Below are 24,496 nucleotides of genomic sequence, written 5' to 3' on the forward strand. Positions count from 1 at the left end.
CCTTGTTTCTTTATCATTCCATAGACATCCAATATCATAGGACATCTATTAAATAGTATTGCAATTAAATAGATGTACAATTAATTAGGTCTACTAAGTATATTATCGTGAGAAACAAAAGTCAAACCACTAAAATCAACCCATATTGTTTGAAGACTTGCGTTTTATAATCATAAAAAAACTCCCATCCTATACTCCGATTGAAGATGACCGGAGTATAGGATGGGAGCACTTTATATTTAGAAATAGCACTCTCTTAATGCAGTACTAGGTGCGCTGGATAAGCATCAGGACTGCGAGGCAGAGACCGTTTTGAGCGCTGAGGCAAACGGGAAGTATTCCTTCGCATTATTGTAGGCGATGCCTTGAACGATCTGACCGAGCAGTTCCATATCCTGCGGTGCTTCGCCCTGTTCAGCCCATTCACCAATAAGATTGCAGACCAGACGACGGAAATACTCATGCCGCGTGTAGGACAGGAAGCTGCGTGAATCAGTCAACATGCCGACAAAGCGGCTGAGCAGACCCACATTTGCCAGGGCTTTCATCTGGGCTAACATGCCATCCTTCGTATCATTGAACCACCAGGCGGCACCAAGCTGAATTTTACCCGGAATGCCTCCGCCCTGGAAGCTGCCGATAATCGCCGCGAGCACTTCGTTGTCCCTTGGATTCAGGGAATACAGAATCGTTTTGGGCAGTGCTTGCTGTTGTTCCAACGCATCGAGCAAACCAATCATTGCCGATGACAGTGGCGTATCATTGACCGCATCGTAACCGGTATCCGGCCCAAGCTTTGCAAACATCCGTGTGTTGTTGTTACGGGCTGCATTGATATGGAACTGCATCACCCAGCCCCGATCTGCATACAGTTTGCCAAGGAACGTCAGTGTTACCGTCTTGTACTTGTCCTCTTCCTCACGAGTTACCTTCTGACCCGCAAGTGCCTTGGCAAAGATGGCACCCGCTTCTTCGCGTGTAGCCACGCCATAAGGGACATAATCAAGTGCATGGTCAGAGACTCTGCCGCCTACAGAATGGAAGAATTCCACTCGGGACTCTAGCGCAGCAAGGAATGATTCATAATCGGAAATCGCTGTACCAGATGCCTGTGATAGCTTACCCACCCATTCGGTGAACGTATCTCGATTCAATTCCAACCCTTTATCCGGGCGGAAAGAAGGCAATACCGCTGTATCGAAACCTTCGATCTCCTGAATCTTCAGATGATACTCCAGAGAATCCGTTGGATCATCTGTTGTGCAGACCACGGTCACATTGGATTTGGTAATCAGATCACGTGCACCGAATCCGTCACTGTTCAGCTTGGCATTTACTTTCTCCCAAATGGCTGGTGCGCTTGTCTCATTCAGTACTTCGTACACGCCGAAGTATCGTTGTAATTCCAGATGTGACCACGCGTACAGCGGATTACCAATCATCATGGGTACCGTTTTGGCGTAAGCCAGGAAACGATCGTAATCCGTCACCCCTTCACCACCGGTTATATATTGCTCTTCAATTCCGTTCGCGCGCATGAGCCGCCATTTGTAGTGATCACCGTATAACCAGGCCTCTGTAAGATTGCCGAAGGTCTTGTTCTCGTAGATCTCCTGAGGACTGAGGTGGCAATGATAGTCAATAATCGGCATGTCTTTGGCATAATCCTCATATAACTTGATCGCCGTTTCATTGTGCAGCAAAAATTGTTCATCCAAGAAAGATTTCATTCGCCTCGCACGCTCCCTTTAGGTGAGTTTACGTTCATATGGGTTCACTTCCCATCTTTACGCTACACTGTTTAACCCCAAAGTTCAATATAAAATGATAGCGTTATCAAAAAAGGTTGATTTAGGCATACATCCTTAAACAAGGTATACTGTTTTTAACGTAAGAATGCTGATCTGAAGATGACACAAGGAGATGAAATGCAATGAAAACCACATTTCTCGGCACAGGAGACATGTTCAGCGTGGAGCAGCACCACAATAGTATGCTGGCTGAATTTGGAGGAACGCATCTGGTCATTGATTTTCCGGAATCGAATGCTAAAGCGCTTAAGGAATACGGTTTTCCAATGACCGATATTCACAACGTCTTTATTACCCATCTGCATGAGGATCATATTAACGGTGTACAGATGCTCGGATACTACTCCCAGATTGTCGGCGATCGCAAACCCCGTCTGTTCATCCACGAACAATTGGTAGAGCCGCTGTGGAGCATTCTATCTCCGGGTATGCGCTACACAACCGATGGTGAACGTACCATGGACGATTACTATGATGTAGTTCCCTTGCCAGATGGAGGCACATTCCAACTGGGCGGCGTGACGTTTGAGACCTTTCGGACACAACACGTGCCAGGTATGGTCAGTAACGGACTGCTCGCCAAGCCTTATTTCTATTACAGTGCAGACAGTACGCTTGATCAGGAACGGGTGGAACAGGTCGCCTCTGATGTGCAGCTGATTTTCCATGAATGTCATATGCATGATCTGGTGATCAAGTCACACACCTCACTGAAAGATCTGGAACAACTGCCTGCCGAAGTGAGACAGAAAACCGTGTTAATGCATTATCATGATGAATATGCTGATGCGGGCAGACGGGAACAGTTCAACCGCGAGCATGATCTGCGAATGGTTGGCACGCTGGAATCATTTGAACTGGAGTAGGTAAACAGAGAGAGGGCATTGGATATTATCGTATTCGATCTATATTCTAATGGAGGTCATTGCTATGGAATATCGAATTGAACAAGGTTACTTTCTGATATATTCTCCTGCAAGAAGCACCAGTAGTGGAGACATCATGGTTGTTAATTTGTTGGACAGACCCTTTAAAGATAGAATTGAATTCCTTGTTAATAGCAAAAACTATGAGTGCACTACACACAATGAATACTTAAGCTTTGAGCCAACATCTCATCATAAGCCTGAAAAGCCTGGAGCATTTTCAATGGAACGAAGTGAGTTCAATCGAATGTGGGATACGATGAATCAGTATTTTGAAAAGTAATAACCTTATCATGCCTTTAAATGAACCGGCAGCGTCTACTCAGATTTCTAACTTGGAACTGGCGAGTGCTGCCTTTTTCTATATTTTTTTCTCCCATGACTTCATATACTCAATCGTCCTCGGAGACGGCTCGGCCTGAATATAAACATACTCTTCCTTTCGCTGATCATTCGGCCCATAGGAAATTTTGATATACATATCCACATAACTCTGGACAAAATTACTGTTGATCTCTACCTTTGGTTTTAACATATAACTCCTGCTCAAACTCAAGCCAAGCGGTTCCTTATTCGGCTCCAGACTTGCCTCGTATGTATTGCTTACATTAGAATGGATCAGTTCTGCGGCATCGATTCGATTCATCATGTTGGGATGAAGGGTGAAGGACTGAATAACATTGGACATGGGGACCCGAATCTCATTCAACATAATCTCATACGTAATCCGGTCAACTCCAGATTCATGACTCACATCCACCGTTGCGGTCAAAGTATACTCATCTGGCAAATGCTCCTGAAACGATTTCGGGTTCTTCGTAACCCGTTGATTCAAATCTCTTCGCTCCGAATTAAACGTATAGTCATCGGTTCGCTTCGGTTCACCCGCTGGCCCCTGGTTTGGTCCCAAACTGCAAGCCCCCAGACACATGGCTATTACAAATAGATACATGACCAACGAAAAAAAGAGGTGCATCTTTCTTTTAAGGCTCATGCCATCCCTCCTCTTCTCGAATTCTCTATCAAAAGTATCTGTCAAATGATTTCTCAACGCTCCATATTTGGATTATTGTACCATGTATTTTAATATGAAACTGAACTGATTCCTTTTTCATTTCATGTTTAACATGCACTAATGTTCCCATTGCGTATGGTGAGCATTAACCCACATTAAGCTAACGAATCTGAGAGGCCTTATTTGGTTGAAATCCGAGTGTCAAATATTCTAATGAATCTCAGACACGCTAATCAGGTGATGTTGCTCCAATTGGCGCTATTTAAATCACTTTTATGAGCAATAAGAGTTCTGAGATTCGTTAGAATTCCAATAACGCCAATTCAATGGAAATAAGACGCGCTGGGTTCGTTAGGATAGAGTTTTAGTTATACATAGTGAAATGCAAAAAACCACCTGAACATAGGAGTACTAGCTCACCTGTTCAGATGGTTTAACGATCTGCATACTGTTTTCATATCAATCGGTGTACCTTTTCTTATAATGTCTGGCATATGCCGTTACTCAGCGTCAGAACAGTCCTCATTCTGCTCTGGAAGAGCCCATACTGAGACGCCTCCACCGCATACATGGAAAGTAGCCCAGCCGTCTTCTTCAATGGTAATCTGATCCTCACAGTTATGGGTCAGATCTACCCAGACTTCACCAGCACGGTGCTCACCGATGAACATTCTTTTCTCACCGTCATCCCCGTTAGAGATAACTACCGCACAACCGGAGCCTTCGATTTCCTCTACGCCACGACGCACCCAGCCAATCGTATTCGCGTGATCGAAGTAATCTTCTTGCTCTCCATACGCCTTGTTGCAACGGGCAGATAGCAGAATGTCCAGAATTTCTTTTTTGCCCTCCACAGGTTCAGGTCCACCAATACCATAATAATCGCCGTAAAACACAACCGGATAACCATCTCGACGTAATAACGTCAAGGCATAGGCGCTCGGCTTAAACCAGTCTCCGATCCATGATTCCAATGCTTCATGAGGTTGGGAGTCGTGGTTATCTACAAAAGTTACCGCATGGGTAGGATGGGTCTGAACCAAGGTGTCATCAAAAATTTTGGAGAGATCAAAGTTTCTGCCTGCAAGTGAAGCTTCATGCAATTTGTAGTGAAGAGACACATCAAACAGATCGATCTGATAGTCTACCGTATCGAGGAATTCACGACATGCATCCAGGTTCGAATTCCAGAACTCGCCTACGATGTAGAAATCCTGACCGCGTTTGCGGATCATCTCTGCTGCGAATTCCTTAATGAATTCATGGTTGATATGCTTGATGGCATCAAGTCGGAAACCACCACACTGGAGGGTATCAATAAGCCATTTCCCCCAGTCGATCATCTCACGCCTTACATCTGGGTGGTTATAATCTATATTGGCGAACATCAGATAGTCATAGTTGCCAAACTCATCATCGACATTCTCATTCCATTTTTTGTTCTCTCCTGCGATGCGGAATACACCTGTTCGTTCTTCCCTGGCATCAAAGTCCGTGCCATTGAAGTGTTCGGAGTTCCATTTAAAAGAGGAGTATTGATCCCCGCGACCTGGAAATGTGAATTTGGTCCAGCCCTCAATCTCGAACGGTTTGGAAATTTCCTTCGTCCGATCATTCGGATCAACCTCAATCACTTTGAAGACTTCCGTCTCATCTGCTCCGGCCTTGTGGTTCATGACCAGATCCACATAGACGGCAATGCCGTTCTTCTGACACTCAGCAATGGCCTCTATCAGTTCCTGCTTGGTGCCATATTTGGTACGCACGGTACCCTTTTGGTCAAATTCACCCAAATCATACAGATCATATACACCATAACCTGTATCCTCAGCTGATACGGCTTTGGTCACAGGAGGCACCCATACCGTATCAATGCCTTTGGCTTTCAATTCCGGGGCCATTTCAGCCAGTCGCTTCCAATGATCTCCGTCTGCAGCCAGGTGCCATTCAAAAAACTGCATCATGGTATGATTTCTCTTCATTACAAACCGACCTCCTTGATTGCTTTCGAAGCGGACCGCGGAATGGATAGGGTATTCGCCGTTGTTCGTTCGTTGCTAACCAAGTTATAACCCTTTCACCCTACCCTTCAATCATGTAAAAGAGACAAAATCGAAAAATAAATGTTACATCAGTCATTTTTCATCATGGTTCGTTCATCAAATTCGCTTATAATCCTGCCACTCCTCGGGCAGCATGGAACGATAGGGTTCCTGCGTGAACCGATCGTCAACCAACACCAGCACGCCCCTGTCTTCTTCCGTTCGGATCAGCCTTCCACCTGCCTGCAGCACCTTGTTCATACCGGGGAAAATATAAGCATAATTGAACCCGTTGCGGCCTGTACGGTCATAATAATCACGAAGCACATTGTTCTCCAGGCCAATCTGCGGCAGCCCCGCACCTACCACAACGACGCCATTCAATCGGTCTCCCGGGAGGTCGACACCTTCCGAGAATACGCCACCCATGACGGCAAATACCAATCGTGTCCGTTCAGGGTTCGGCTGGAATCCATCCAAAAACTGCTCCCGTTCCAGTTCGTTCATGCCCTGCTTCTGTATGACCGTATCCGCTTCATTCGGAAGCTGTGCATAGGTTTCATAGATCTCTCGCATATAAGGGTAAGAAGGGAAGAACACCATCAGATTACTGTGCGGCCATTCGGCCACCAGCTGTTGCAGCATCTCCGCAATGGGTCGCCGGGATTGCTCCCGGTCCTTATATCGCACAGATAAGGGTAGAAGCCTTACATCCAGTTGTTCGCGCTGAAATGGCGAAGGAATCTGCAATGTATAATCCTCTTCCTCTGCACCCAGCATATCCCGATAATAGCGAAGAGGTGACAAGGTTGCCGAGAAATGAATGAGTGAGCGGAATCCTTTGGCCGTCTGACGAAGCAGCACAGAGGGATCGAGACAGAACAACTTCACTCTCACTTCACTCCGCACACATTCGGCATATGTGATGAAACGTTCATCATACAACTTGGCAATCCGCAGGAAATTCTGTGCCGTGAAGTAGGCATCGAGCAGCAACTGATCCGTCTCTGCATTCCCCGAACCACCTTCGACCAGGCATTGCTCTGCAACCATAACAAAAGGCTCCAGCAGTTCAATCAGTTCCTCCGGTGCCTCCTGCTGTATGATCTTCCCCTCATCTCCACCATTTTTGCGAAGGGTAATCAGATACTTATCGATGGCTCCAGTGTAGTCAACAATGGCTTTGGCAGCCGACACACTGCTGTTCAGCGGCTGGAACTCCCTTTTCACATCCAGGAATACCGCTTTCTCCAGCTCTGCGGAAAACATCGTTCGGCCACGATCGACCAGATTATGTGCCTCGTCCACCAATAACACCGTCTTGCGCTTCTGCTCCTCCAGCATTCGTTTCAGAGAGATACGCGGATCAAAAATATAGTTATAATCGCAGATGACCGCATCGGCAGCATATGCCGCATCCAGTGAAAACTCAAACGGACACACCCGATGTTTGCGTGCATACTGCTCGATGACCGGACGTGTCATTAATGTCTCATGTTCCAGCATATCCAGCACGGCCCCGTTAATACGGTCATAATATCCTTCGCACATGCCGCATTGTCCCGTATCACAAGCTTCCTCTTCTTTAAAACAGATCTTGTCCTTCGCGGTCAGACTGATCACATGCATCTTCAATCCTTCCGATTGCATCCGGGCAAAAGCTTCTTCTGCCGCCACCCGTGTCGTCGTCCTCGCGGTCAGATAGAACAATCGGCTGGCCTCACCTTCGCCAATCGCTTTGACCGTGGGAAACAGTACGGACATCGTTTTACCAATGCCTGTTGGTGCTTTAGCCATCAATCCCTGGCCTTCACGAATGGTCTTGTATACGGCACCGGCCAGCTTCCGCTGTCCCTCCCGGTATTTGCGAAAAGGAAACGGCAGCTCTCGCACACTGACATCACGCTCTTCTTCATATGCAGCGATCATCTCTGCATATGGCGCATAACCGGCAATCACTCCTGCCGCAAACTGTTCCAGTTCCTGTCGCTCTGCCATTCGGCGGAACCGTCTTTCTTCATGGGTTACCGAATGCACATACGTCAACTGAACTTGCATGCGTGGTTCATCCTGCTGAACGGCGTACATGTAGGCATACATCATGGCCTGCGCCCAATGCACGGGTAGTCCGTCACCCAGGTCGTCCAGATTGCCCGCAGTGGATTTGATCTCATCCACCGTTAACTGACCCTCCAACCGGATCAGGCCATCACATCGCCCTTCCACCACATAGGTCAGATCGCCATGTTGAATTTCAGCTTCGAGTACGATCTCTTTCAGATCTTCTTCGGTGTATCCCTTCTGTACCCGCTGATGGATTCGAGTCCCCTCCTGCATCGATGCATTGGTACGAAACCCTGGACGTATGCTGCCACTGCGGTACACATACTCCACCAAAGGTCTAACCGATATCCGAATTGTTGTTGTCATACGATCACCCGTTCTGTTTGTAGTGACTATACTTTATCATGAAAAGACATGCTCAAACCAGTTGATCCGCCGATTGGACTCACCGATTCCCATATGCTATGTTGAGGTATATAAGTTGAACTAGTTAATGTTACACTTACCACTCCGATGACAGAACAACCTTCCGATCGCTGTTATCCCCAGATTTTTTTGATCCCCTCTTAATGGGGAAAATCCGGGGATAAAGGCGCACACTTCGCTTCTTCAGGTTATTTCTGTCCTCTGCGTTCTCGTGTAAACGTATAGTTTAACTTACATGAATTGTATTTATATAAGGAGGCAGCTTCTATGTATATCTATTTGGTTCCTTCACCGATTCCGGATGCACTTGCTGCATACCCGCATCTAACTTTGCGAAGCGAGGAGCAGGTGCGACTGGCTATTGAATCCGCAGAACGTCTGATGAATATTGAGTCTGATGATAAAATAGCCGCATATGAGGCTTTCGATGCCGCAGGTTCCTGGACTGGCGGGGGTTATGCTGTTTTGAATAATATTCCCGTCACAGAGGATGGTCGTAACGACTTCGAAGAACGGTTCAAGAACCGTGCCCGCAAAGTTGAAGACGAGCCTGGTTTTGTCGGTATTCGTGTGCTTCGTCCACTCAAGGATGACACGTATGTTGTACTTACACTCTGGCAGTCCGAGGAACATTTCAAAGGTTGGCAGGAATCGCAAGCATATAGTCAGGCTCACCGAAACCGCAGTACAAGCGAAGGCCTGACCGCACAGAAGCCCACCATGTTCCCCAGACCTTCTTACGTTACAACGTACACTATAGAATAACTATTGGGTTATATCCGGCTTTCATTAGAGTAACCCGTGACTGCCACACCTCTTCCAGCAGGGAAGAGGTTTTTTGTTGTCGATTCATGGCGGCTTTCATTTTTTGACATGGACATGCTCAGATAGGATAATACTTGTTAAATGAAACTTCGGAAGGGAAGGCGGTACCTTGTCACGCAGTTCACTCACCCGGTTTCTAAGCGGACCGTTTATATTCTTTACCATTATCATGATGATCAAAAGTTCACTGGCCTGGATTGTTATCTTCGATGACATCCCTGTCTGGAAACCACTGCTGACCGAATTGCCGCTCATCTGGATCGGCTTCTGTCTGATTGAGTGGTTTGCTGCCAAACGACGCATGTGGATATACCTTGCCGTGAATCTGCTGCTCTCAGGGATTTTCTTTGCAGCCATCATGTACTACAAATACTATGGCGTAATCGTTAACTATCACGCACTGGCACAGGTGAATCAGGTGACCTCTGTCAAGAGCAGCATGTTTTCTTTGCTGGACCCCTATTATTTGTTTATTTTTGCAGACGTTCTGATTATTGGGGGGATACTCATTCGTCGTCGGATCAAACACGGGAGTACAGAGCGCCCGAACCGGATTCCGCTCGAACGGCGTGCCAGAAGACGTGTTGCTTCGGTCATTCTGACCCTGTCCATGATTCTGTGCATGCTCAACATCTATCCCAATCGGGCCAGCATGAGTGAGATTACACAAGCAGAACAGATGGGCATTCTCGGTTATGAAGCCTATACTATTCTGGATCGACCCGATGAACTTGTGCCTATCGCACACATTGATCAGGCTGACATTGACCAGTTGAAGCAAACGACCGAACTTCCTGTGATTGTGGAGCGGGGGGCAGCGAGCGGACGTAACGTGATTATGCTCCAGTTGGAGTCATTTCAGAACTTCCTGATTGGATTAGAGGTAGATGGACAGGAGATCACGCCCAACCTGAACCAACTGGCTAGACAGAGTCTGTATTTTCCAAACTTCTATCAGCAAGTGGGACAGGGAAATACCTCGGATGCAGAATTTGTGGTGAATACATCGTTTTACACCCCGCCGAACGGGGCAGCAACAACTGTATATGCAGATAAAGCCCTGCCGAGCCTGCCCAAGTTGATGTCTGCAAACGGGTATCAGACAGCCACTTTCCATACGAATGATGTTCGTTTCTGGAATCGGGATCAGCTATACCTGGCACTTGGATTCGACCAGTATTATGATATCGATTATTTCGGCACACAGGACTCCATTGCCTTTTCGGCTTCGGATGAGATTCTGTATTCCAAAACACTGGATAAGCTGGAATCCATGCAGTCTTCGGGTGATCCCTTCTATGCCCATATCATCTCCATGTCAGCCCACCACCCGTACACGCTGCCTGATAACAAGGTCAAGCTGACGTTGCCTGAGCGTTACAAAGATACGTTGCCCGGCAATTATCTGATATCCCAGCATTATGCTGATCAGGCGGTTGGACAGTTAATTGCGGGATTGAAGGAACGGGGATTATGGGAAAACAGTCTGTTCGTCTTGTATGGGGATCACCTCGGACTTCCCATCTATTCACTGGATGGGGATGACAAAGTCCTTATGAAAGAGTTGTATGGTCGGGAATATACATCAGCAGATATGATTAACATTCCGCTCATTATCTCGGCTCCGGGCGTTACCCCGGGCGTACAACAGGAACAGATCGGAGGCCAAGTGGACATTCTGCCAACGATTGCCGGACTCACCGGAGTATCGCTAGATGACCAATTACACTTTGGACAGGATTTGCTGCATGAAGGCGGGAATCTGCTACCTGAACGCTATTACCTTCCTTCCGGGTCGGTGCTGAACGATGCTTCTCTCTTCATTCCAGCGACCGGATATGGTGACGGAACGCATTATTCCCTAGCTGATGCGGGCAGGCAGGATGCAAGGCAGAAACAGACGGACATCCCTTCAGAAGAGACACCGAAGAATTCGGGAGAAAAGGGATCTCCAACAATAGCCACTTCCACTTCTAATAAAAGTGAGGTTTCCTCTTCGCGGTTTATCACGAAGGAACAATATGATCGCGCATTGGATCTTGTACACTTGTCCAACAGTTATTTGAGCCAGTTACCGGATCGAAAGGACACGAAATAAAAATTAAGCGTTAACGCACGGTTAACAGGCTTTATTAACAATGCACCAATCATTTAATATCTATATTTTTAGCAATCATTTTATATCGAAATCCAATAAACTTGTAAAACCGGAAAAGCCCATTAAACAGAACCGACCACGGTCTACTTAATGGGCTTTTATTCGTTTAATTGTTGCTCAGGACATCACAACGAAATTGTCTGTGTCAGCCCTGCTCCCGCTTACAGCGGCAGTAGCGCAACGGTCTTGCGAGCAGTCAATTGCTCTACCATGGCAAGCCATTCCTGCGGTTTGTTCGGTAGCACTGCATAATATCGATTCAGGAAATCAGCCACCAGGCTGGCTGGCAGTTCACCGAGCGAATCATCGCCTGGCATGAAGCACAGATCCAGTCCGCCAACCGCTTCACCATCTCCTTGCCAGGATGGATGAACATACGGGAAGTCCAGACGCTGGTATCCCAGATGAGACAATACTTCGCGACGTACATACGGGTCCATTGGCTTGATGCCGCCGAACTCGTGATCCTGACTCAGATAAGGATTATAGATTTCGGCAAACATGCCGAACAATTCTTTCCCATTTGCCGCAGCCAGCTTCTGCAGATCACGCTTGCGGTGATTCGCCAGGAAACTGCCGATCCCCAGACCTTCGCGCCCAATAATCGTGAAGTCCGTCATGGCAACGTTCCAGTCCTCGTAATAACGGTACTCTGTCGCCCCAACAACTTGTCCTTCATATACAGCCACGAACACTCGAATACCCGGATCTTCCAACGGTTCTGCCCACAGGGGGAAGTCCAGCACTTCTTCCCGCGGGAAAATCTCCTGCATCAGCTTGTGCATTTGGGCAAATAGTGGATCATGAATGGATGTAATACGCGTGAATTCCATGGATAAATGCCTCCTCAATCGATGATATATTTCATTGGATATTTCGTTATTTGAATGGATTCCGCCACTCCATCAGGGCAGCATAGTTGCAGGACTCCTCATCATCCAAATAGTCTGCAGTTACTCCTACTGGCATACGGCCACAACGTAGCAGGAACGATATCACCGGATCACGCTTCTCTCCTGCAGCCACCTGGTCCATATATTCCTGCGCAGACAATTGATCTGCAACCAGATGATAACCCGGCATTCTACCAGCACCTAATAACCGATCCATCCCCTGTGCAATGACAAGGTGGTACATCGCCTGCATCATAAGCTGAGCCAGTCCCCACTTGCGGTACTTGGGACGAACACAGAGATCGACAATATACAACGTGTTGCCATCCGGCTGGTGGTTACGAATATAGCCGTCATCTGTGACTTCGGCCCAGGTATGGCTTCCTGGATGTGCAGGGTCCCATTGCATCCGTAGTGAAGTCATTGATCCGGCTAATTCTCCATCTACTTCAATACAGATGGCGCCCTCTGGATAATGCCCTACATGACTGTTGAGCTGCTCGTGACTCCAGAGCAGCTCTTCCGGATAAGGTGGAGGGAAACTCTCCGCCTGAATACGAGTCAGTTCCTCAAAGTCGGCTGCTACATAATTGCGGACGACGGCCTTTACCCTTTTGCCACTTCGCTCAGGGTCGGTGATCAGCATTTCTTTGCTATACATGTTGCCGGGTCGCCCCTTTCCACTGACAAATGAATTTCCTGCTCTGCTCCGTTCAGTTTTAATTACGTGTTCAAAAAGGTCGGTTTTCAGTACCGAGAAGATGGGATGAAGCTAGAAATGGAGTAGCGGAGCGTAGGGAAGACTACGTGAGCAACCAAAATGTTTCCTTCGGAAACATACTTCGTAAGCCTCCCGCTTATTTCGGCTGAATTCCATATTCGATGCTGATGATGCCACTGGGCATCCATCGTAATCAAAAGCGGACTTTTTGAACAACCTCTATAAACGTTGCTGCCTACTCCCAATCGGTATATAGATCAGTACGGCGGTCACGCCAAGTCGTTACCGATCCACGTTCGCGCACCTCATACAATAAGTCCAGATCCAGATCGGCCGTTACAATCATATCGTTGTTAATCTCACCCTCGGCCAGAATGCCACGTGGCGGGAACGGGATATCATTCGGCGTAATAATTGCAGCCTGTCCATAGTTGGCACGCATGAAATCAACTGTTGGCAGATTACCCACCGTTCCGGTTAACACAACATACACCTGATTCTCTACCGCGCGGGCATGACTCGTATAGCGTACACGATAGAAACCGTGGCGATCGTCCGTACAGGAAGGACAGAAAATTACGTCTGCACCTTTGGCTTTGGCCATCCGCACAATCTCCGGAAATTCAATGTCGTAACAGGTCAGCATGGCAATGCGGCCTTTATCCGTATCAAATACTTCAAGGCCATTCCCCGGAGCCATATTCCATTCCTGGACTTCGGTCGGTGTAATGTGAATCTTGTCCTGGCGCGCGATGCGACCATCCGGGTAGAACATGTGGGCTGTATTATACAGTTTCCCTTCACGGCGAATGACGTGGGTTCCCCCGATTAGGTGCATGCCGTACTTGGCAGCAAGTGATGTGAATAGTTGTTCATATTGCTCCGTAAAGTTCGGCAGATCCTCAATCGTCAGTGCATGGCCTTGTTTGTCCCCAATGGACATTAACTGCGTTGTGAAAAATTCCGGAAACAGTACGAATTCGGTTCCGTATTCGCTTGCTGTCCGTATGTAATGCTCAGCCTGAGCGGCGAACTGCTCAAATGAGCTGATTGTGTGCAATTGATATTGTACAGCGGATACTCGCAGTTTCATGTTCGTACACCTCCACCATGATTATGCTTCCATTGTAACAACGATCCGGGGTCAACAAAAGAGTATTTACACGGAGCACTACAATGACAGAATCAACTTCGATCGCTTCCTTATTCACCCAGCATCGACTGTGTGAATCCGATCCACTCTCTCGTGGCAAAAGACAGATAGCGGTCCTTCCGCCAGATCATGCCGAGTTGCCATGGAATCACAGGCTCCGTTACGGGGATAATACTCACACGCATATGATCCACCTCACGACAGATGGTCTCCGGTAGCAAGGCTACTCCCAGATTGGCGGCAACCATCGCACTGAGCAGATCCCACTGGGAACTCTCATACACCACCCGGGGCTGGAATCCGGCCTCCTGACAGGCCACAATAATCCGGTCATGCAGCGCAAAATCCTCCCGAAACAATACAAAGGCGTCGTTTTCCAGTTCATGCAGCGCAACCGACTCTTTCTCCGCAAGTGGATGTGAAGGATGCACGAGCAGGTTCAGCTTTTCTTTCACAAACACAAAATGATCCAACAGCTCATCCACGGTTGGCAGTACTGCAACGCCAATATCCAGTGCACCGCTGATCACATCAGCCTCCACTTTTTTGGCCCCATCCTCAAATAGCTGAATAGTCACCTGCGGGTAAGCCTTGTGAAATTCGCCAATGATCATGGGGAAAAAGCTGGACCCTACCATCGGCGGCAGACCGATCCGCAGGTGGCCTTTCTTCAAGTTCATCAGATCATCCAGCTCGGATGACAGATTGCGGAACGATTTTTCAATCTCCAGTGCCTGCCGAAAAAACACATGACCTGCATCCGTTAGTTCCACTTTCTTACCATAACGGTCCAACAACGTGATACCCAACTCCTCTTCAAGACTCTTGACGGTCTTGCTGATGGTAGGCTGGGTGATATACAGAACTTCAGCGGCTTTTGTGAAGCTCTGTTGCCTGGCGACTTCCAGAAAGTATTGCAAATGGCGGATATCCACCTGTTGGTTCCCACCTCTCATAGATAAATGGAATAGTAAACATTCTTAATATGCATTTTACTCATGAAAGAATGCCATGTAAAATTTGCGTTATCAAGTGATTCATTTTCATAACAACTCAAACGATTACGTTGATTATACAAGGAGGGATTAAAGTGAAAAAATGGGGCCTTGGTATTGCACAGGTTGCGCTCTTAATGGTTTTTTCACTGATTATGGACCTGCTGGCCCGTACTCTCCATCTTCCTGTACCGGGTTCGATACTCGGTATGGTTGTGTTATTCATTCTGCTTCAGACCCGTGTCGTGAAGTTGCGCTGGATTGAAGTTGGAGCTGCCTGGCTACTCGGTGAACTATTGTTATTTTTTATTCCGTCAGCCGTTGGCATTATGAACTATATGCCCATGCTGGAGCATGACGGTCTACAAATTTTATTCATCGTACTGCTTAGTACATTTCTGGTCATGTCCTGTACAGGACTGGTGGCTACACGAATTGCGAAACGAAAGGAGCGTCACACCGGATGATTGGATTCCTCTGCCTGTTGTTAACCGTCGGTATATACGGAGTTGCCAAACGAATGTATCGCAATCTGCCGAAAGTTTATCTGTCTCCGCTGCTCATTACGCCACTGCTTGTCGTAGGCATATTGCTCGCAACGGGAACGGATTATACCACGTATAGCAGCGGCGGCAAATGGCTGAGCCTACTGCTTCAACCGGCCACCGTGGCTTTTGCCGTACCACTGTATACCTTCTTCCATGTACTCAAAAAACATATTTCCGAGATCGTCTTCAGTGTCATGACTGGCTCAGTGGTTGCCGTGCTTTCTTCTGCCCTGCTCGCCAAATGGTTGCAACTGGATTCCGGGCTAATCCATAGCTTAATCCCGCGCTCCATCACAACGCCAATTGCCATGAACGTATCAGCAACAATCGGGGGAATTCCCGCAGTGACAGCGGTTTTTGTCATTATGACCGGTCTGCTCGGAGTAATTATGGGTCCTACTATTGTTAAGATGCTGCACATCGATGGCGAGATTGCACGAGGCACACTGTTTGGAACCGGTGCCCATGGCACAGGGACATCCAAAGCATTTGAACTGAGTTCCCTGACGGGTACCATCTCCAGTATCTCCATGGTGCTGGCCGCATTGTTCACTTTAGCCGTTGCGCCCATCCTTTCCAAACTTATTTTCCCATAATAGATGGAATAATCCCACTTTTTTGAAATATTATTGTTGTATTAAAGCCCTTTCTTCCTTACAATAAGGACAGGTTTTTAATTGTGAATATTGCGGGGGAGATGCGATGAAAAGAACCGGAATGAAGAGATCTCTGGACCGTCTTGGACGAATTGTCCTTCCCAAAGAAATGCGGGATACGATGGAAATCCATATCGGCGATCCGCTTGAGTTTTTCATTGAAGGGAAAGAGTTGATTTTGAGAAAGTACAAATCAACATTGTGTATTTTTTGCGGTGATGTGGATACGGAAATGTATTTCAAAGAGCAATTCATCTGCCGGACTTGTGCAATTCAATTAAAACACCCGGATGACTCTCCCGACTGGTTCGTACCTCAGAACAAACAGGCTCCTGCACCCGTGGAGCGTCCTGCTACCAAATCCGCCTCAGTCTCACCTCCCGCTAGGGAAGAAGGGACCACTGCTGATAACCAAGAATACCCGGACCTGCGACCAAAGACGGCACGCATGCTGCAACAGATGAAAGAAATTGTTGAACAGAATCCCGGTTTGGCTCAACAGCAAATTGCGGAAAAGCTTGGCATTAGCCAAGGACGCGTCTCTCAATTAAAAAAGTTACTATAATAAGAATGGTATTCGATCATTTATAGTCAGAAGACCTTCCGATCAGGAAGTCCCGCTGCAAGAGAACCCGTTGTTTTTCGTGGGTTCTTCTTTTTTTATATCCATATAGCAAGGGAAAGGAGAGCCATGGATAACATCCTGTATTTATCACAATTCGACCTCATGTCCTCCTTATCAGAGGCAGACCTGATTGAAATGGATCGTATGACTTCCATAACGACCATGCCCAAAAACAGACAGATCCAGACACCGGATACGTTTACAGAGCGTTTCTACTTTGTGAAAAGGGGGATGGTTCGCTTATATACATTGAACCCGGAGGGCAAGCAGTTTACTCTTGATATTTTGAAGGAAGGTAACGTGTTTGGAGAAATGAACGGAATCTCATTGGGAACACGTGCCGTCTATATCGAAACGATGGAGGAGTGCGACATTTGCCTGATGGACAAGCCACGTTTCGAGCAGTTTCTGATTGAACATCCACGGTTTATGATGAGACTAATGAACGTACTAGGCGAGCGGATGAAGCGAATGAGTGAGTTGACACAATCGCTCGCGCTAGGGAACCTGCATGAAAAGGTGATACATACTCTCTTCCGGCTGGCTGAACAGATGGGATGGATTGAAGAGAGTGAGTACTGCCGGATTCAACTCACGCTTACCCATCAGGAGATTGCCTGGATGGTGGGAGCCACGCGGGAATCAGTTACGGTTGCCATGAAAGAGCTATCGAGAGCAGGCCGTATTCGTACCGGATTCAAATCAGTAGCCCTTCATCGTAACGAACTCGCTACCCTCCGCAATATTACTGCCCAGTTGTAAGATGCCTTACATCCCCATTCTCCAGCAAGTTGTATTGTTAACTCATCATGTTATACAACCAAGGAGGAGTATACCGTTGGATGCTAAATCAGATCTATTTATCCCTGAAGACGTTCTTCTTCGCAAAGGTGCCCGTAAAGCCACGGAAATCCCGGAGCATATCCGCAATTTACTACAAGCAGGACACATTGAATCGGTTAATTTGACCGAATGGCTGGCAGTTGATCATGTTTTCCTTTTTCAGAAGGTTACCCATGAATGGGGGTTGGGTATCGAAACCCAAGCTATCACTGAGCAGTTAAAACAGATGAACGAGCTGCGGATCATGAAAATCATCCCGACCATAAGTATGCAATGGCTTAATCTGTTGAAGGTTCTAACAATCAATGAACGAACGAAACTCTTTCGTTCCATTGCTGAGCATCGTTCAGACAGTGTTCGCTGTTGGGCGGCTTATATCATAGGGCAGGATTCCCGTCTGAACCTTACTGAAAAGTTGGAGCATATACGGCCTTTTGCAACAGATCATCACTTTGGTGTAAGAGAAATTGCATGGATGGCTGTACGGGAGTCCATCTCTGCCGAATTATCCGTAGGCTTGCAACATTTAATTCCATGGAGTGTTGACCCTGATCCACTGATCCGTCGCTTTGCCATAGAATCAATCAGACCTCGTGGCGTCTGGGCGAAACATATTCAGGAACTAAAAGAAAATCCGGAGATAGCCCTTCCCTTGCTGGACGCGGTGAAATCCGATGCCCATAAGTATGTACAGGATTCGGTAAGCAACTGGCTGAACGATGCCAGCAAGACCAGCCCGGAGTGGGTGCGACAGATCTGTGCCACTTGGATTCAGCAGTCGGATACCAAGCATACGCAGCGAATCGTCACACGAGCCAAGCGAAGTCTTTCATAAAAAGATGACCACCGCTCATTGGCAGTGGTCATCTTCTGTATAAGCATCCACGTATTGTATTCCTCTATTGGAGGGGATACCCTCTCCCTCGGTTAAATAGCACTACAATATAACCCTCATCTTTCCTTTATGCCTGAATGGCATCCATATGTCCTTCTTCTTCCTCTTCCAATCTGCGCATGCCCACAACCAGGACAATAATGTTCGCTACCAACAACACAGCCGGGAACGGAACAGCAGCATATTGTGCATAGATCAGATGACTTCCCACAGCCCCAATCAGAATGAATGTCAGTATGCCAGAAGCCAGGATGCGAGTCCGTGGAATCAGCAGTCCTACTGCACTAAGCAACTCCACAGCACCCAGCAGATACATGGTCCATGTTGGATAAGAGAAACTTTCGAAGGTCTGAATCATCATGTCTGCTCCACTGATCTTGTTAAACCCAGTCATGACGAATACACCTGCTAGCACAACCAGAAAAATATAACCCAAAATCTTGTTCATATGTATATCCTCCTAAAGTGAATGGAATGTTCCCACTATGTAATGATTATTTTTGTGATAAATAGTAAAAAAGAATCTATGTAAAAGTTCCCCGAAGGTAACTCTGTTTTCATCTGTTTAGCTAGGTTTACTTTCGAAATAGTACATGTGTATATTATACGTATTATTTATCACCAACTTACTTTTATGAAGTTAGTATACAATGATAAGATAATTTCTTCAAGTAATTTTTCGCTGTATGATGTATAATACATACAAAAGGTATGTTACAGTATATTTTGTAGTGACCGTCATTAAATTGAATGTTCTACCATTCTTAGCGCGGCAGAAACCATGTCTTTCATATACATCAGTGAAAAAAATAATCATGAATCGAGGTGAACACGCTGAAGCTGAAAAAAGTAAAAGCACCAAGTCCCTGTATGATCACTCAGGCCATAGACATTATTGGCAAGAAGTGGGTACTGTTAATTATGTACCAACTGTTATCCGGACCGAAGCGGTTTACGGAACTTGAAGCAGAGATGGCCATCAGTGGACGACTTTTATCGGAGCGATTGAAGGAAATGGAGACAGAAGGTATCGTAACCCGGCACATGTTTCCCGAGATTCCTCCTCGTGTAGAGTATGAGTTAACACCCAAAGGCAGAGCCATTGAACCTGTCATTGATCAGATCTACAGCTGGTCTTCCGACTGGTTGAAACAGCAGAAATCCGAGTAATATGAATTCCTGTCCCATTCATATCTACGCAACACAAATACGCCTGAATCAGGTTGATCTGCGGATCAATCCCCGATTCAGGCGTATTTATATTTTTAATGAGAGAGATGTTTTGAAGGCTGAAGCTGTACCGGTAGACCGGAATCTGCCGATGCCAGCGCCGCCGTTGTAATCTCCTGTGTACGGCAGGCATCCGCATAATCGGACAGAATTCGTGAACGGTCTCCCGTACGCAGGGCGTGAATGAATGCTTCATTCTCACGCTCATATGGATTATGTCCTGACGGAATCTCCAGGCCTGCCATTGAATGTGTTGCGGCACTTGGCAGAAGCAAACGTTCCGGCGTCCAATCCCACACCCCTGCATCCGTGTAAAACTGCAGCCCTGCACCGCCCTCTCCGTCTGGCAACAGGCATGTATTGGCGATGCTTGCAATCGCTCCACTTTCCAGCTTGAGCGTTACATTCGCTACATCGGCAACCGTAACATGCTCATGCTTCTCATGCATGCTTCGCTGAGCTGCTACGGCGTACACCTCCGTAACTTCTCCTGCACAATACCGAAGCAAGTCTACGATATGTGTGGTCTGCTCCACGAACTGTCCACCTGAACCATCCTGGCGCCGCCACCAGGCAACCCCTGGCATTCCGCCCATCCAGCGGCCGAGTGCCATGCCAACCGTCTGTTCTTTCATGGCCTGTTGCAATACTTGAGCAGCCTCCTGATAACGGAAATGGTAGCCGACAGAGGTTAACAATCCGCTCTTCTGTACCTGATCCAACACCTGACGCGGAACGTCCATTCCAGTACTCAGCGGCTTCTCAACCAGGAATGGAATTCCGCGACGATTCAACTCCGACTCAATCGATCCGTGAGACATCGGAGGCACACAGATATACACCGCATCCAGCTTCTCACCATCCAGCATATGTTCAAGTTCACCGTAACCAACAGCATCATAGACGGAGGCCATAGCCTCTGCCTTTTCCAACGTTGTTCCGCAGACACTCGCAACACGAACACCTTCCATTCGTGCGAGAATATCTGCATGTACCTTACTGAACCAGCCTGTTCCAATGATTCCGATCTGTAATGTCATGGATGTTATCCCCTCTCTGTGTTACACGCTTACATGTTCCATTCGACTTTCAGTAGCGAAATCCTGCCTCAGTTTTGCCGGATGCTTCCAACAACAGCTGATCCAGTTCCTGTGTATGCATAACCACTTGCTCTTCAGACCAGTTCAAACGCCCGGCCATATAGGAGATAACTGCTGCCTTATAACGACGGACCTCAGCAATACGGAAAAATAGATCTCCTGTTCTTCGTACCAAAAAGTCAGACGGGGTTACTGCCATCTCTTCTTCAATCGCATAACGTAACATCAGCAGTAGCTCCTGTGACAGGCCCTGAAGCTCCGCCTTGGTGCGCGGATCAGGCATTCGCTCATACAGTGCCTCCACATTGGAACCGTACGTGCGGACCAGCCGCTCCGCAGCAGGTCTAGCAAGCCCCAAGGCAACACCATCCTTGATCTTGCGCTCTGCATACGATGCGAATCCAGTCGAACCTCCCACGTCCCCGCCGGATATGGGCATCTTCTTCGTTACGCAAGGGCCTATGGAATGTCCGTGCTCCTGCTCCATCTGGCGCGCGACCAGATCAACAACCATCTCAGCCATTTTGCGGTATCCGGTTAATTTGCCTCCGGCAATGGTAATCAGATTGGAATCGGATACCCAGACTTCGTCTTTACGTGAAATTTCGGAAGGATTCTTGCCTTCCTCGTGAATTAATGGACGTACACCCGCCCAACCGGACTCCACATCCTCGATACCAATCCGTACATCTGGAAACATGCCGTTGACTGCATCAATCACATATTCGCGGTCCGAGTCGGAGATTAGCGGATGTGCAGGATCGTCCTGATATACAGTGTCGGTTGTCCCCACATAGGTTTTGCCATCACGGGGGACAGCAAACACCATTCGACCATCTGGCGTATCAAAATAGACCGCCTGTCTTAGCGGGAATCGTTCACCATCGAAGACCAAATGAATACCTTTGGTCATCTGTAGTGTTTTCCCTTGGCGTGAACCATCCAATTCCCGCAGCCCATCCACCCAGGGACCAGAAGCGTTGATCACCTTGCTCGCTTTCAGCGTATAGGTCTGACCATCGATCTGATCCATAGCTCGAATACCTGCAATCTTGCCATTCTCCTTCAGAAAACCTGTTGCCTTCACATAGTTCACTGCCTGTGCCCCGCGTTTGACAGCTTCTTTCATGACTTCAATGGTAAGCCTGGCATCATCTGTCCGGTACTCCACATAGAGCCCACCACCCAACAGCCCCTGTTTGCGCAGCAAAGGTTCAATATCCGACACTGCCCCGGCGTTCAACATTTGGCGCCGTTCACTGCGCTTCACCCTGGCGAGCCGATCATATACCATCAGACCAATGGATGTGCTGAAGCGACCGAACGTACCTGCCGTATAGATTGGTAGCAACATCGGTTCCGGTGTTGTCACATGCGGCCCATTCTCGTACACTACAGCCCGCTCCCGTCCTACCTCCGCGACCATCTTCACTTCATATTGCTTCAAATAACGCAAACCGCCATGGACCAATTTGGTCGAACGACTGGATGTCCCTGCTGCAAAATCCTGCATTTCTACAAGCGCTGTCTTCAATCCACGGGAAGCCGCATCCAATGCAATCCCTGCACCTGTAATCCCGCCGCCAATAATCAATATGTCAAAATGTGCATTCGCCATGCTTTGCAAATATTCGGTCCGTTGTGCTGACGAGAACGTTTCTGCCATCCTTGAACCTCCCATTGATTTCCTTAATGTTTCCGTAAAAAAACAAAAAAAGGACCACGTCATTCGCTCAGCAATTGCTGAGCGGCACGTGGTCCCTCCCGATCTCCAGACATCATTTTTTAACTTGTGCCTTTATCCTATCACAGATTTTTGACGGCGTGAAGTCCTGAAATGACACATTATTCAAAAAAAATTCAAAAAGTTGTTCTGCCAAAGGATGGAATTTCAAATGAATCCACTAACCTTGTTTTTTTCCTTATAGTGGGTATATATTTTGCTCCCTCCAGGAAGAATAACCCTGTAAATCATGCATCATTTTCCACCAGTAAATATCATTTATAACATATGTTTAGTTAAAAAGTACAAATACCCACACCAAGAGATATTCATTTCATTCCTTTTATTTAAAAGCCATTGCTGCATTCACTGCACGCTTCCAGCCTGTATACAGTTCTGTCCGTTGTTCCTCAGCCATAACTGGATGGAAGACACGCTCCGTATTCTCATGATCGGCCAATTCATCCGCGTTCGACCAATACCCCACCGCCAGACCTGCCAGATAAGCCGCACCCAATGCAGTCGTTTCGTTCACTGTAGGGCGTTCGACAGGAATGCCCAGAATATCACTCTGGAATTGCATCAGGAAATCATTAGCCGCCGCCCCGCCATCGACACGCAGAGCATGCACGGGAATACCCGAGTCGGATTCCATCGCCTCCAGTACATCTTTGGTCTGATACGCCAATGCTTCCAGTGTAGCGCGGATAAAGTGTTCCTTCGTCGTGCCCCGGGTCAGGCCAAACACTGCACCCTTGACCTCACTATCCCAATACGGACTGCCCAGTCCCACAAATGCAGGTACCATATACACGCCATCTGTCGAAGGCACGCGTGAGGCGTAGTCCTCACTATCTTTTGAAGAGCGAAGCATTCTTAATCCGTCACGCAGCCACTGAACCGCTGAGCCTGCAACAAAAATACTGCCTTCAAGCGCATACTCAACCTTGCCATTTATCCCCCAGGCAATGGTCGTAATCAGTCCGTGATCCGATTGTACCGGGTTCTCTCCTGTATTCATGAGCATGAAACAACCGGTACCATATGTATTTTTCATACTGCCCTTGGTATAACAACCCTGACCAAACATCGCAGCCTGCTGATCTCCTGCGGCCCCCGCAATCGGAATCCGATGACCGAAGAAATGATAGTCTGTTGTGTGTGCATACACCTCGGATGAACCTCGCACCTCTGGCAGCATGACCTTAGGAATGTCGAGAATACCCAACAATTCGTCATCCCATTGCAGATCATAGATGTTATACATCAGGGTACGTGAAGCATTGGATATATCCGTGACGTGTGTGCCCCCGCTTAGTTTCCAGATCAGCCAGCTATCAATCGTGCCAAACAACAGTTCACCCTTCTCTGCCCGCTCTCGGGCACCAGGGATATGATCCAGAATCCATTTCACCTTCGTTCCCGAGAAGTAGGGATCTATCAATAATCCTGTTTTGCGGCGAAAAAGGTCCCCGAGTCCCTGTGTCTTCAAATCTTCACAGATGTCTGCGGTCTGTCTGGACTGCCATACCACTGCATTATAGATGGGTCTGCCTGTTTCTTTGTCCCATACCACAACGGTTTCCCGCTGATTCGTAATTCCAATCCCGGCAATCTGGACTGGTTTGATTCCGCTCTCTGCCAGACATGAAGCCATCACGGCAAGAATGGAACTCCAGATTTCGTTGGCATTCTGCTCTACCCAGCCCGGCTCGGGGAAATATTGTGGAAATTCCTGCTGAGCAATGTACACAATCTCTCCGCCGTGGTTAAACAGAATGGCCCGGGAGCTCGTCGTCCCCTGATCCAGAGCCAATATATATTTTTCCATACAGACAACCTCCTGT

At 47.5% G+C, this 24,496-nt stretch carries 22 protein-coding genes; 10 read left to right on the forward strand and 12 right to left on the reverse strand.

What is annotated here, in order from left to right; genetic code table 11:
* Positions 1–287: 287 nt before the first annotated feature.
* Entirely contained in the window at positions 288–1,730 is a 1,443-nt protein-coding gene (gene uxaC, locus WFI24_RS17350) for a glucuronate isomerase (protein ID WP_336762754.1), read from the reverse strand.
* 203 nt (positions 1,731–1,933) lie between these two features.
* Between uxaC and WFI24_RS17355 the strand changes: the two genes are divergently transcribed.
* Positions 1,934–2,677 carry an MBL fold metallo-hydrolase gene (locus WFI24_RS17355; protein ID WP_336762755.1) on the forward strand — a complete coding sequence of 248 codons (744 nt, stop codon included), beginning with the start codon at positions 1,934–1,936 and terminating at the stop codon, positions 2,675–2,677.
* Between the two features lie 64 nt (positions 2,678–2,741).
* Complete coding sequence (locus WFI24_RS17360; RefSeq protein ID WP_336762757.1) at positions 2,742–3,020, forward strand: hypothetical protein; 279 nt, start codon at positions 2,742–2,744, stop codon at positions 3,018–3,020.
* A 78-nt stretch (positions 3,021–3,098) separates the two neighbouring features.
* Here the strand turns inward: WFI24_RS17360 and WFI24_RS17365 are convergent, their stop codons facing one another.
* The 3 genes from WFI24_RS17365 to WFI24_RS17375 all read right to left on the reverse strand — a co-directional run bounded on the left by WFI24_RS17365 (position 3,099) and on the right by WFI24_RS17375 (position 8,224).
* Positions 3,099–3,731, reverse strand: coding sequence for a hypothetical protein (locus WFI24_RS17365; protein WP_336762759.1), 633 nt, complete (start codon positions 3,729–3,731; stop codon positions 3,099–3,101).
* A gap of 521 nt (positions 3,732–4,252) precedes the next feature.
* A complete protein-coding gene (locus tag WFI24_RS17370; RefSeq protein ID WP_336762760.1) occupies positions 4,253–5,734 on the reverse strand; it encodes an alpha-amylase in 1,482 nt (493 codons plus the stop codon).
* A gap of 177 nt (positions 5,735–5,911) precedes the next feature.
* Positions 5,912–8,224: an ATP-dependent DNA helicase gene (locus WFI24_RS17375; RefSeq protein ID WP_336762761.1), complete on the reverse strand. Its 2,313-nt coding sequence runs from the start codon at positions 8,222–8,224 to the stop codon at positions 5,912–5,914.
* A gap of 327 nt (positions 8,225–8,551) precedes the next feature.
* On the opposite strand from WFI24_RS17375, the gene WFI24_RS17380 reads away from it, so the two are divergent.
* Both WFI24_RS17380 and WFI24_RS17385 read left to right on the forward strand, forming a co-directional pair.
* Positions 8,552–9,049: an antibiotic biosynthesis monooxygenase family protein gene (locus WFI24_RS17380; RefSeq protein ID WP_336762762.1), complete on the forward strand. Its 498-nt coding sequence runs from the start codon at positions 8,552–8,554 to the stop codon at positions 9,047–9,049.
* Positions 9,050–9,278: 229 nt separating this feature from the next.
* Complete coding sequence (locus WFI24_RS17385; RefSeq protein WP_442956235.1) at positions 9,279–11,207, forward strand: LTA synthase family protein; 1,929 nt, start codon at positions 9,279–9,281, stop codon at positions 11,205–11,207.
* A 221-nt stretch (positions 11,208–11,428) separates the two neighbouring features.
* On the opposite strand, the gene WFI24_RS17390 is transcribed toward WFI24_RS17385, so the two are convergent.
* From WFI24_RS17390 to cidR, 4 genes are all read right to left on the reverse strand, one after another.
* Positions 11,429–12,100 carry a GNAT family N-acetyltransferase gene (locus tag WFI24_RS17390; RefSeq protein WP_336762765.1) on the reverse strand — a complete coding sequence of 224 codons (672 nt, stop codon included), beginning with the start codon at positions 12,098–12,100 and terminating at the stop codon, positions 11,429–11,431.
* A 46-nt stretch (positions 12,101–12,146) separates the two neighbouring features.
* The gene (locus WFI24_RS17395) at positions 12,147–12,821 is read right to left on the reverse strand and encodes a GNAT family N-acetyltransferase (RefSeq protein ID WP_336762767.1); all 675 of its coding nucleotides are present in this window, start codon (positions 12,819–12,821) and stop codon (positions 12,147–12,149) included.
* Between the two features lie 295 nt (positions 12,822–13,116).
* Positions 13,117–13,974 carry a carbon-nitrogen hydrolase family protein gene (locus WFI24_RS17400; protein ID WP_336762769.1) on the reverse strand — a complete coding sequence of 286 codons (858 nt, stop codon included), beginning with the start codon at positions 13,972–13,974 and terminating at the stop codon, positions 13,117–13,119.
* 110 nt (positions 13,975–14,084) lie between these two features.
* Positions 14,085–14,969, reverse strand: coding sequence for a cidABC operon transcriptional activator CidR (gene cidR / locus WFI24_RS17405; RefSeq protein WP_186327884.1), 885 nt, complete (start codon positions 14,967–14,969; stop codon positions 14,085–14,087).
* A 155-nt stretch (positions 14,970–15,124) separates the two neighbouring features.
* On the opposite strand from cidR, the gene WFI24_RS17410 reads away from it, so the two are divergent.
* The 5 genes from WFI24_RS17410 to WFI24_RS17430 all read left to right on the forward strand — a co-directional run bounded on the left by WFI24_RS17410 (position 15,125) and on the right by WFI24_RS17430 (position 18,536).
* Positions 15,125–15,496 carry a CidA/LrgA family protein gene (locus WFI24_RS17410; protein ID WP_145324724.1) on the forward strand — a complete coding sequence of 124 codons (372 nt, stop codon included), beginning with the start codon at positions 15,125–15,127 and terminating at the stop codon, positions 15,494–15,496.
* Positions 15,493–16,173: an LrgB family protein gene (locus tag WFI24_RS17415; RefSeq protein WP_336762773.1), complete on the forward strand. Its 681-nt coding sequence runs from the start codon at positions 15,493–15,495 to the stop codon at positions 16,171–16,173. The genes WFI24_RS17410 and WFI24_RS17415 overlap by 4 nt, the downstream gene beginning before the upstream one ends.
* A gap of 106 nt (positions 16,174–16,279) precedes the next feature.
* Positions 16,280–16,798 carry an AbrB/MazE/SpoVT family DNA-binding domain-containing protein gene (locus WFI24_RS17420; protein WP_336762775.1) on the forward strand — a complete coding sequence of 173 codons (519 nt, stop codon included), beginning with the start codon at positions 16,280–16,282 and terminating at the stop codon, positions 16,796–16,798.
* 126 nt (positions 16,799–16,924) lie between these two features.
* The gene (locus tag WFI24_RS17425; RefSeq protein ID WP_336762776.1) at positions 16,925–17,620 is read left to right on the forward strand and encodes a Crp/Fnr family transcriptional regulator; all 696 of its coding nucleotides are present in this window, start codon (positions 16,925–16,927) and stop codon (positions 17,618–17,620) included.
* Positions 17,621–17,696: 76 nt separating this feature from the next.
* On the forward strand, positions 17,697–18,536 hold the full coding sequence (locus tag WFI24_RS17430) for a DNA alkylation repair protein (protein ID WP_336762777.1): 840 nt from the start codon (positions 17,697–17,699) through the stop codon (positions 18,534–18,536).
* Positions 18,537–18,663: 127 nt separating this feature from the next.
* Here WFI24_RS17430 and WFI24_RS17435 read toward each other — a convergent pair whose 3' ends face one another.
* Positions 18,664–19,044, reverse strand: coding sequence for a DoxX family protein (locus tag WFI24_RS17435; RefSeq protein WP_336762779.1), 381 nt, complete (start codon positions 19,042–19,044; stop codon positions 18,664–18,666).
* A gap of 422 nt (positions 19,045–19,466) precedes the next feature.
* Here WFI24_RS17435 and WFI24_RS17440 point away from each other — a divergent pair, with 422 nt between their 5' ends.
* Positions 19,467–19,766 carry a winged helix-turn-helix transcriptional regulator gene (locus tag WFI24_RS17440; protein WP_026081419.1) on the forward strand — a complete coding sequence of 100 codons (300 nt, stop codon included), beginning with the start codon at positions 19,467–19,469 and terminating at the stop codon, positions 19,764–19,766.
* A 95-nt stretch (positions 19,767–19,861) separates the two neighbouring features.
* On the opposite strand, the gene WFI24_RS17445 is transcribed toward WFI24_RS17440, so the two are convergent.
* The 3 genes from WFI24_RS17445 to glpK form a co-directional block, all read right to left on the reverse strand.
* Entirely contained in the window at positions 19,862–20,866 is a 1,005-nt protein-coding gene (locus WFI24_RS17445; RefSeq protein ID WP_336762780.1) for a Gfo/Idh/MocA family protein, read from the reverse strand.
* Positions 20,867–20,915: 49 nt separating this feature from the next.
* Positions 20,916–22,592, reverse strand: a complete 1,677-nt coding sequence (locus WFI24_RS17450) for a glycerol-3-phosphate dehydrogenase/oxidase (RefSeq protein WP_336762781.1) — start codon at positions 22,590–22,592, stop codon at positions 20,916–20,918.
* A 400-nt stretch (positions 22,593–22,992) separates the two neighbouring features.
* The gene (gene glpK / locus WFI24_RS17455; protein ID WP_336762783.1) at positions 22,993–24,480 is read right to left on the reverse strand and encodes a glycerol kinase GlpK; all 1,488 of its coding nucleotides are present in this window, start codon (positions 24,478–24,480) and stop codon (positions 22,993–22,995) included.
* Positions 24,481–24,496 lie beyond the last annotated feature (16 nt).

The organism is Paenibacillus sp. USHLN196 (assembly GCF_037144955.1).
Taxonomy (GTDB): Bacteria; Bacillota; Bacilli; order Paenibacillales; family Paenibacillaceae; genus Paenibacillus; species Paenibacillus xylanexedens_C.

Coding starts and splice junctions, on each gene's coding strand:
- WFI24_RS17415 (WP_336762773.1), top strand. CDS start 15,493: ATGATTGGATTCCTCTGCCTGTTGTTAACCGTCGGTATATACGGAGTT.
- WFI24_RS17450 (WP_336762781.1), bottom strand. CDS start 22,592: ATGGCAGAAACGTTCTCGTCAGCACAACGGACCGAATATTTGCAAAGC.
- WFI24_RS17370 (WP_336762760.1), bottom strand. CDS start 5,734: ATGAAGAGAAATCATACCATGATGCAGTTTTTTGAATGGCACCTGGCT.
- WFI24_RS17435 (WP_336762779.1), bottom strand. CDS start 19,044: ATGAACAAGATTTTGGGTTATATTTTTCTGGTTGTGCTAGCAGGTGTA.
- WFI24_RS17390 (WP_336762765.1), bottom strand. CDS start 12,100: ATGGAATTCACGCGTATTACATCCATTCATGATCCACTATTTGCCCAA.
- WFI24_RS17365 (WP_336762759.1), bottom strand. CDS start 3,731: ATGAGCCTTAAAAGAAAGATGCACCTCTTTTTTTCGTTGGTCATGTAT.
- WFI24_RS17445 (WP_336762780.1), bottom strand. CDS start 20,866: ATGACATTACAGATCGGAATCATTGGAACAGGCTGGTTCAGTAAGGTA.
- WFI24_RS17355 (WP_336762755.1), top strand. CDS start 1,934: ATGAAAACCACATTTCTCGGCACAGGAGACATGTTCAGCGTGGAGCAG.
- glpK (WP_336762783.1), bottom strand. CDS start 24,480: ATGGAAAAATATATATTGGCTCTGGATCAGGGGACGACGAGCTCCCGG.
- WFI24_RS17420 (WP_336762775.1), top strand. CDS start 16,280: ATGAAAAGAACCGGAATGAAGAGATCTCTGGACCGTCTTGGACGAATT.
- WFI24_RS17425 (WP_336762776.1), top strand. CDS start 16,925: ATGGATAACATCCTGTATTTATCACAATTCGACCTCATGTCCTCCTTA.
- WFI24_RS17440 (WP_026081419.1), top strand. CDS start 19,467: ATGATCACTCAGGCCATAGACATTATTGGCAAGAAGTGGGTACTGTTA.
- WFI24_RS17385 (WP_442956235.1), top strand. CDS start 9,279: ATGATGATCAAAAGTTCACTGGCCTGGATTGTTATCTTCGATGACATC.
- WFI24_RS17400 (WP_336762769.1), bottom strand. CDS start 13,974: ATGAAACTGCGAGTATCCGCTGTACAATATCAATTGCACACAATCAGC.
- WFI24_RS17375 (WP_336762761.1), bottom strand. CDS start 8,224: ATGACAACAACAATTCGGATATCGGTTAGACCTTTGGTGGAGTATGTG.
- WFI24_RS17395 (WP_336762767.1), bottom strand. CDS start 12,821: ATGTATAGCAAAGAAATGCTGATCACCGACCCTGAGCGAAGTGGCAAA.
- WFI24_RS17380 (WP_336762762.1), top strand. CDS start 8,552: ATGTATATCTATTTGGTTCCTTCACCGATTCCGGATGCACTTGCTGCA.
- uxaC (WP_336762754.1), bottom strand. CDS start 1,730: ATGAAATCTTTCTTGGATGAACAATTTTTGCTGCACAATGAAACGGCG.
- WFI24_RS17360 (WP_336762757.1), top strand. CDS start 2,742: ATGGAATATCGAATTGAACAAGGTTACTTTCTGATATATTCTCCTGCA.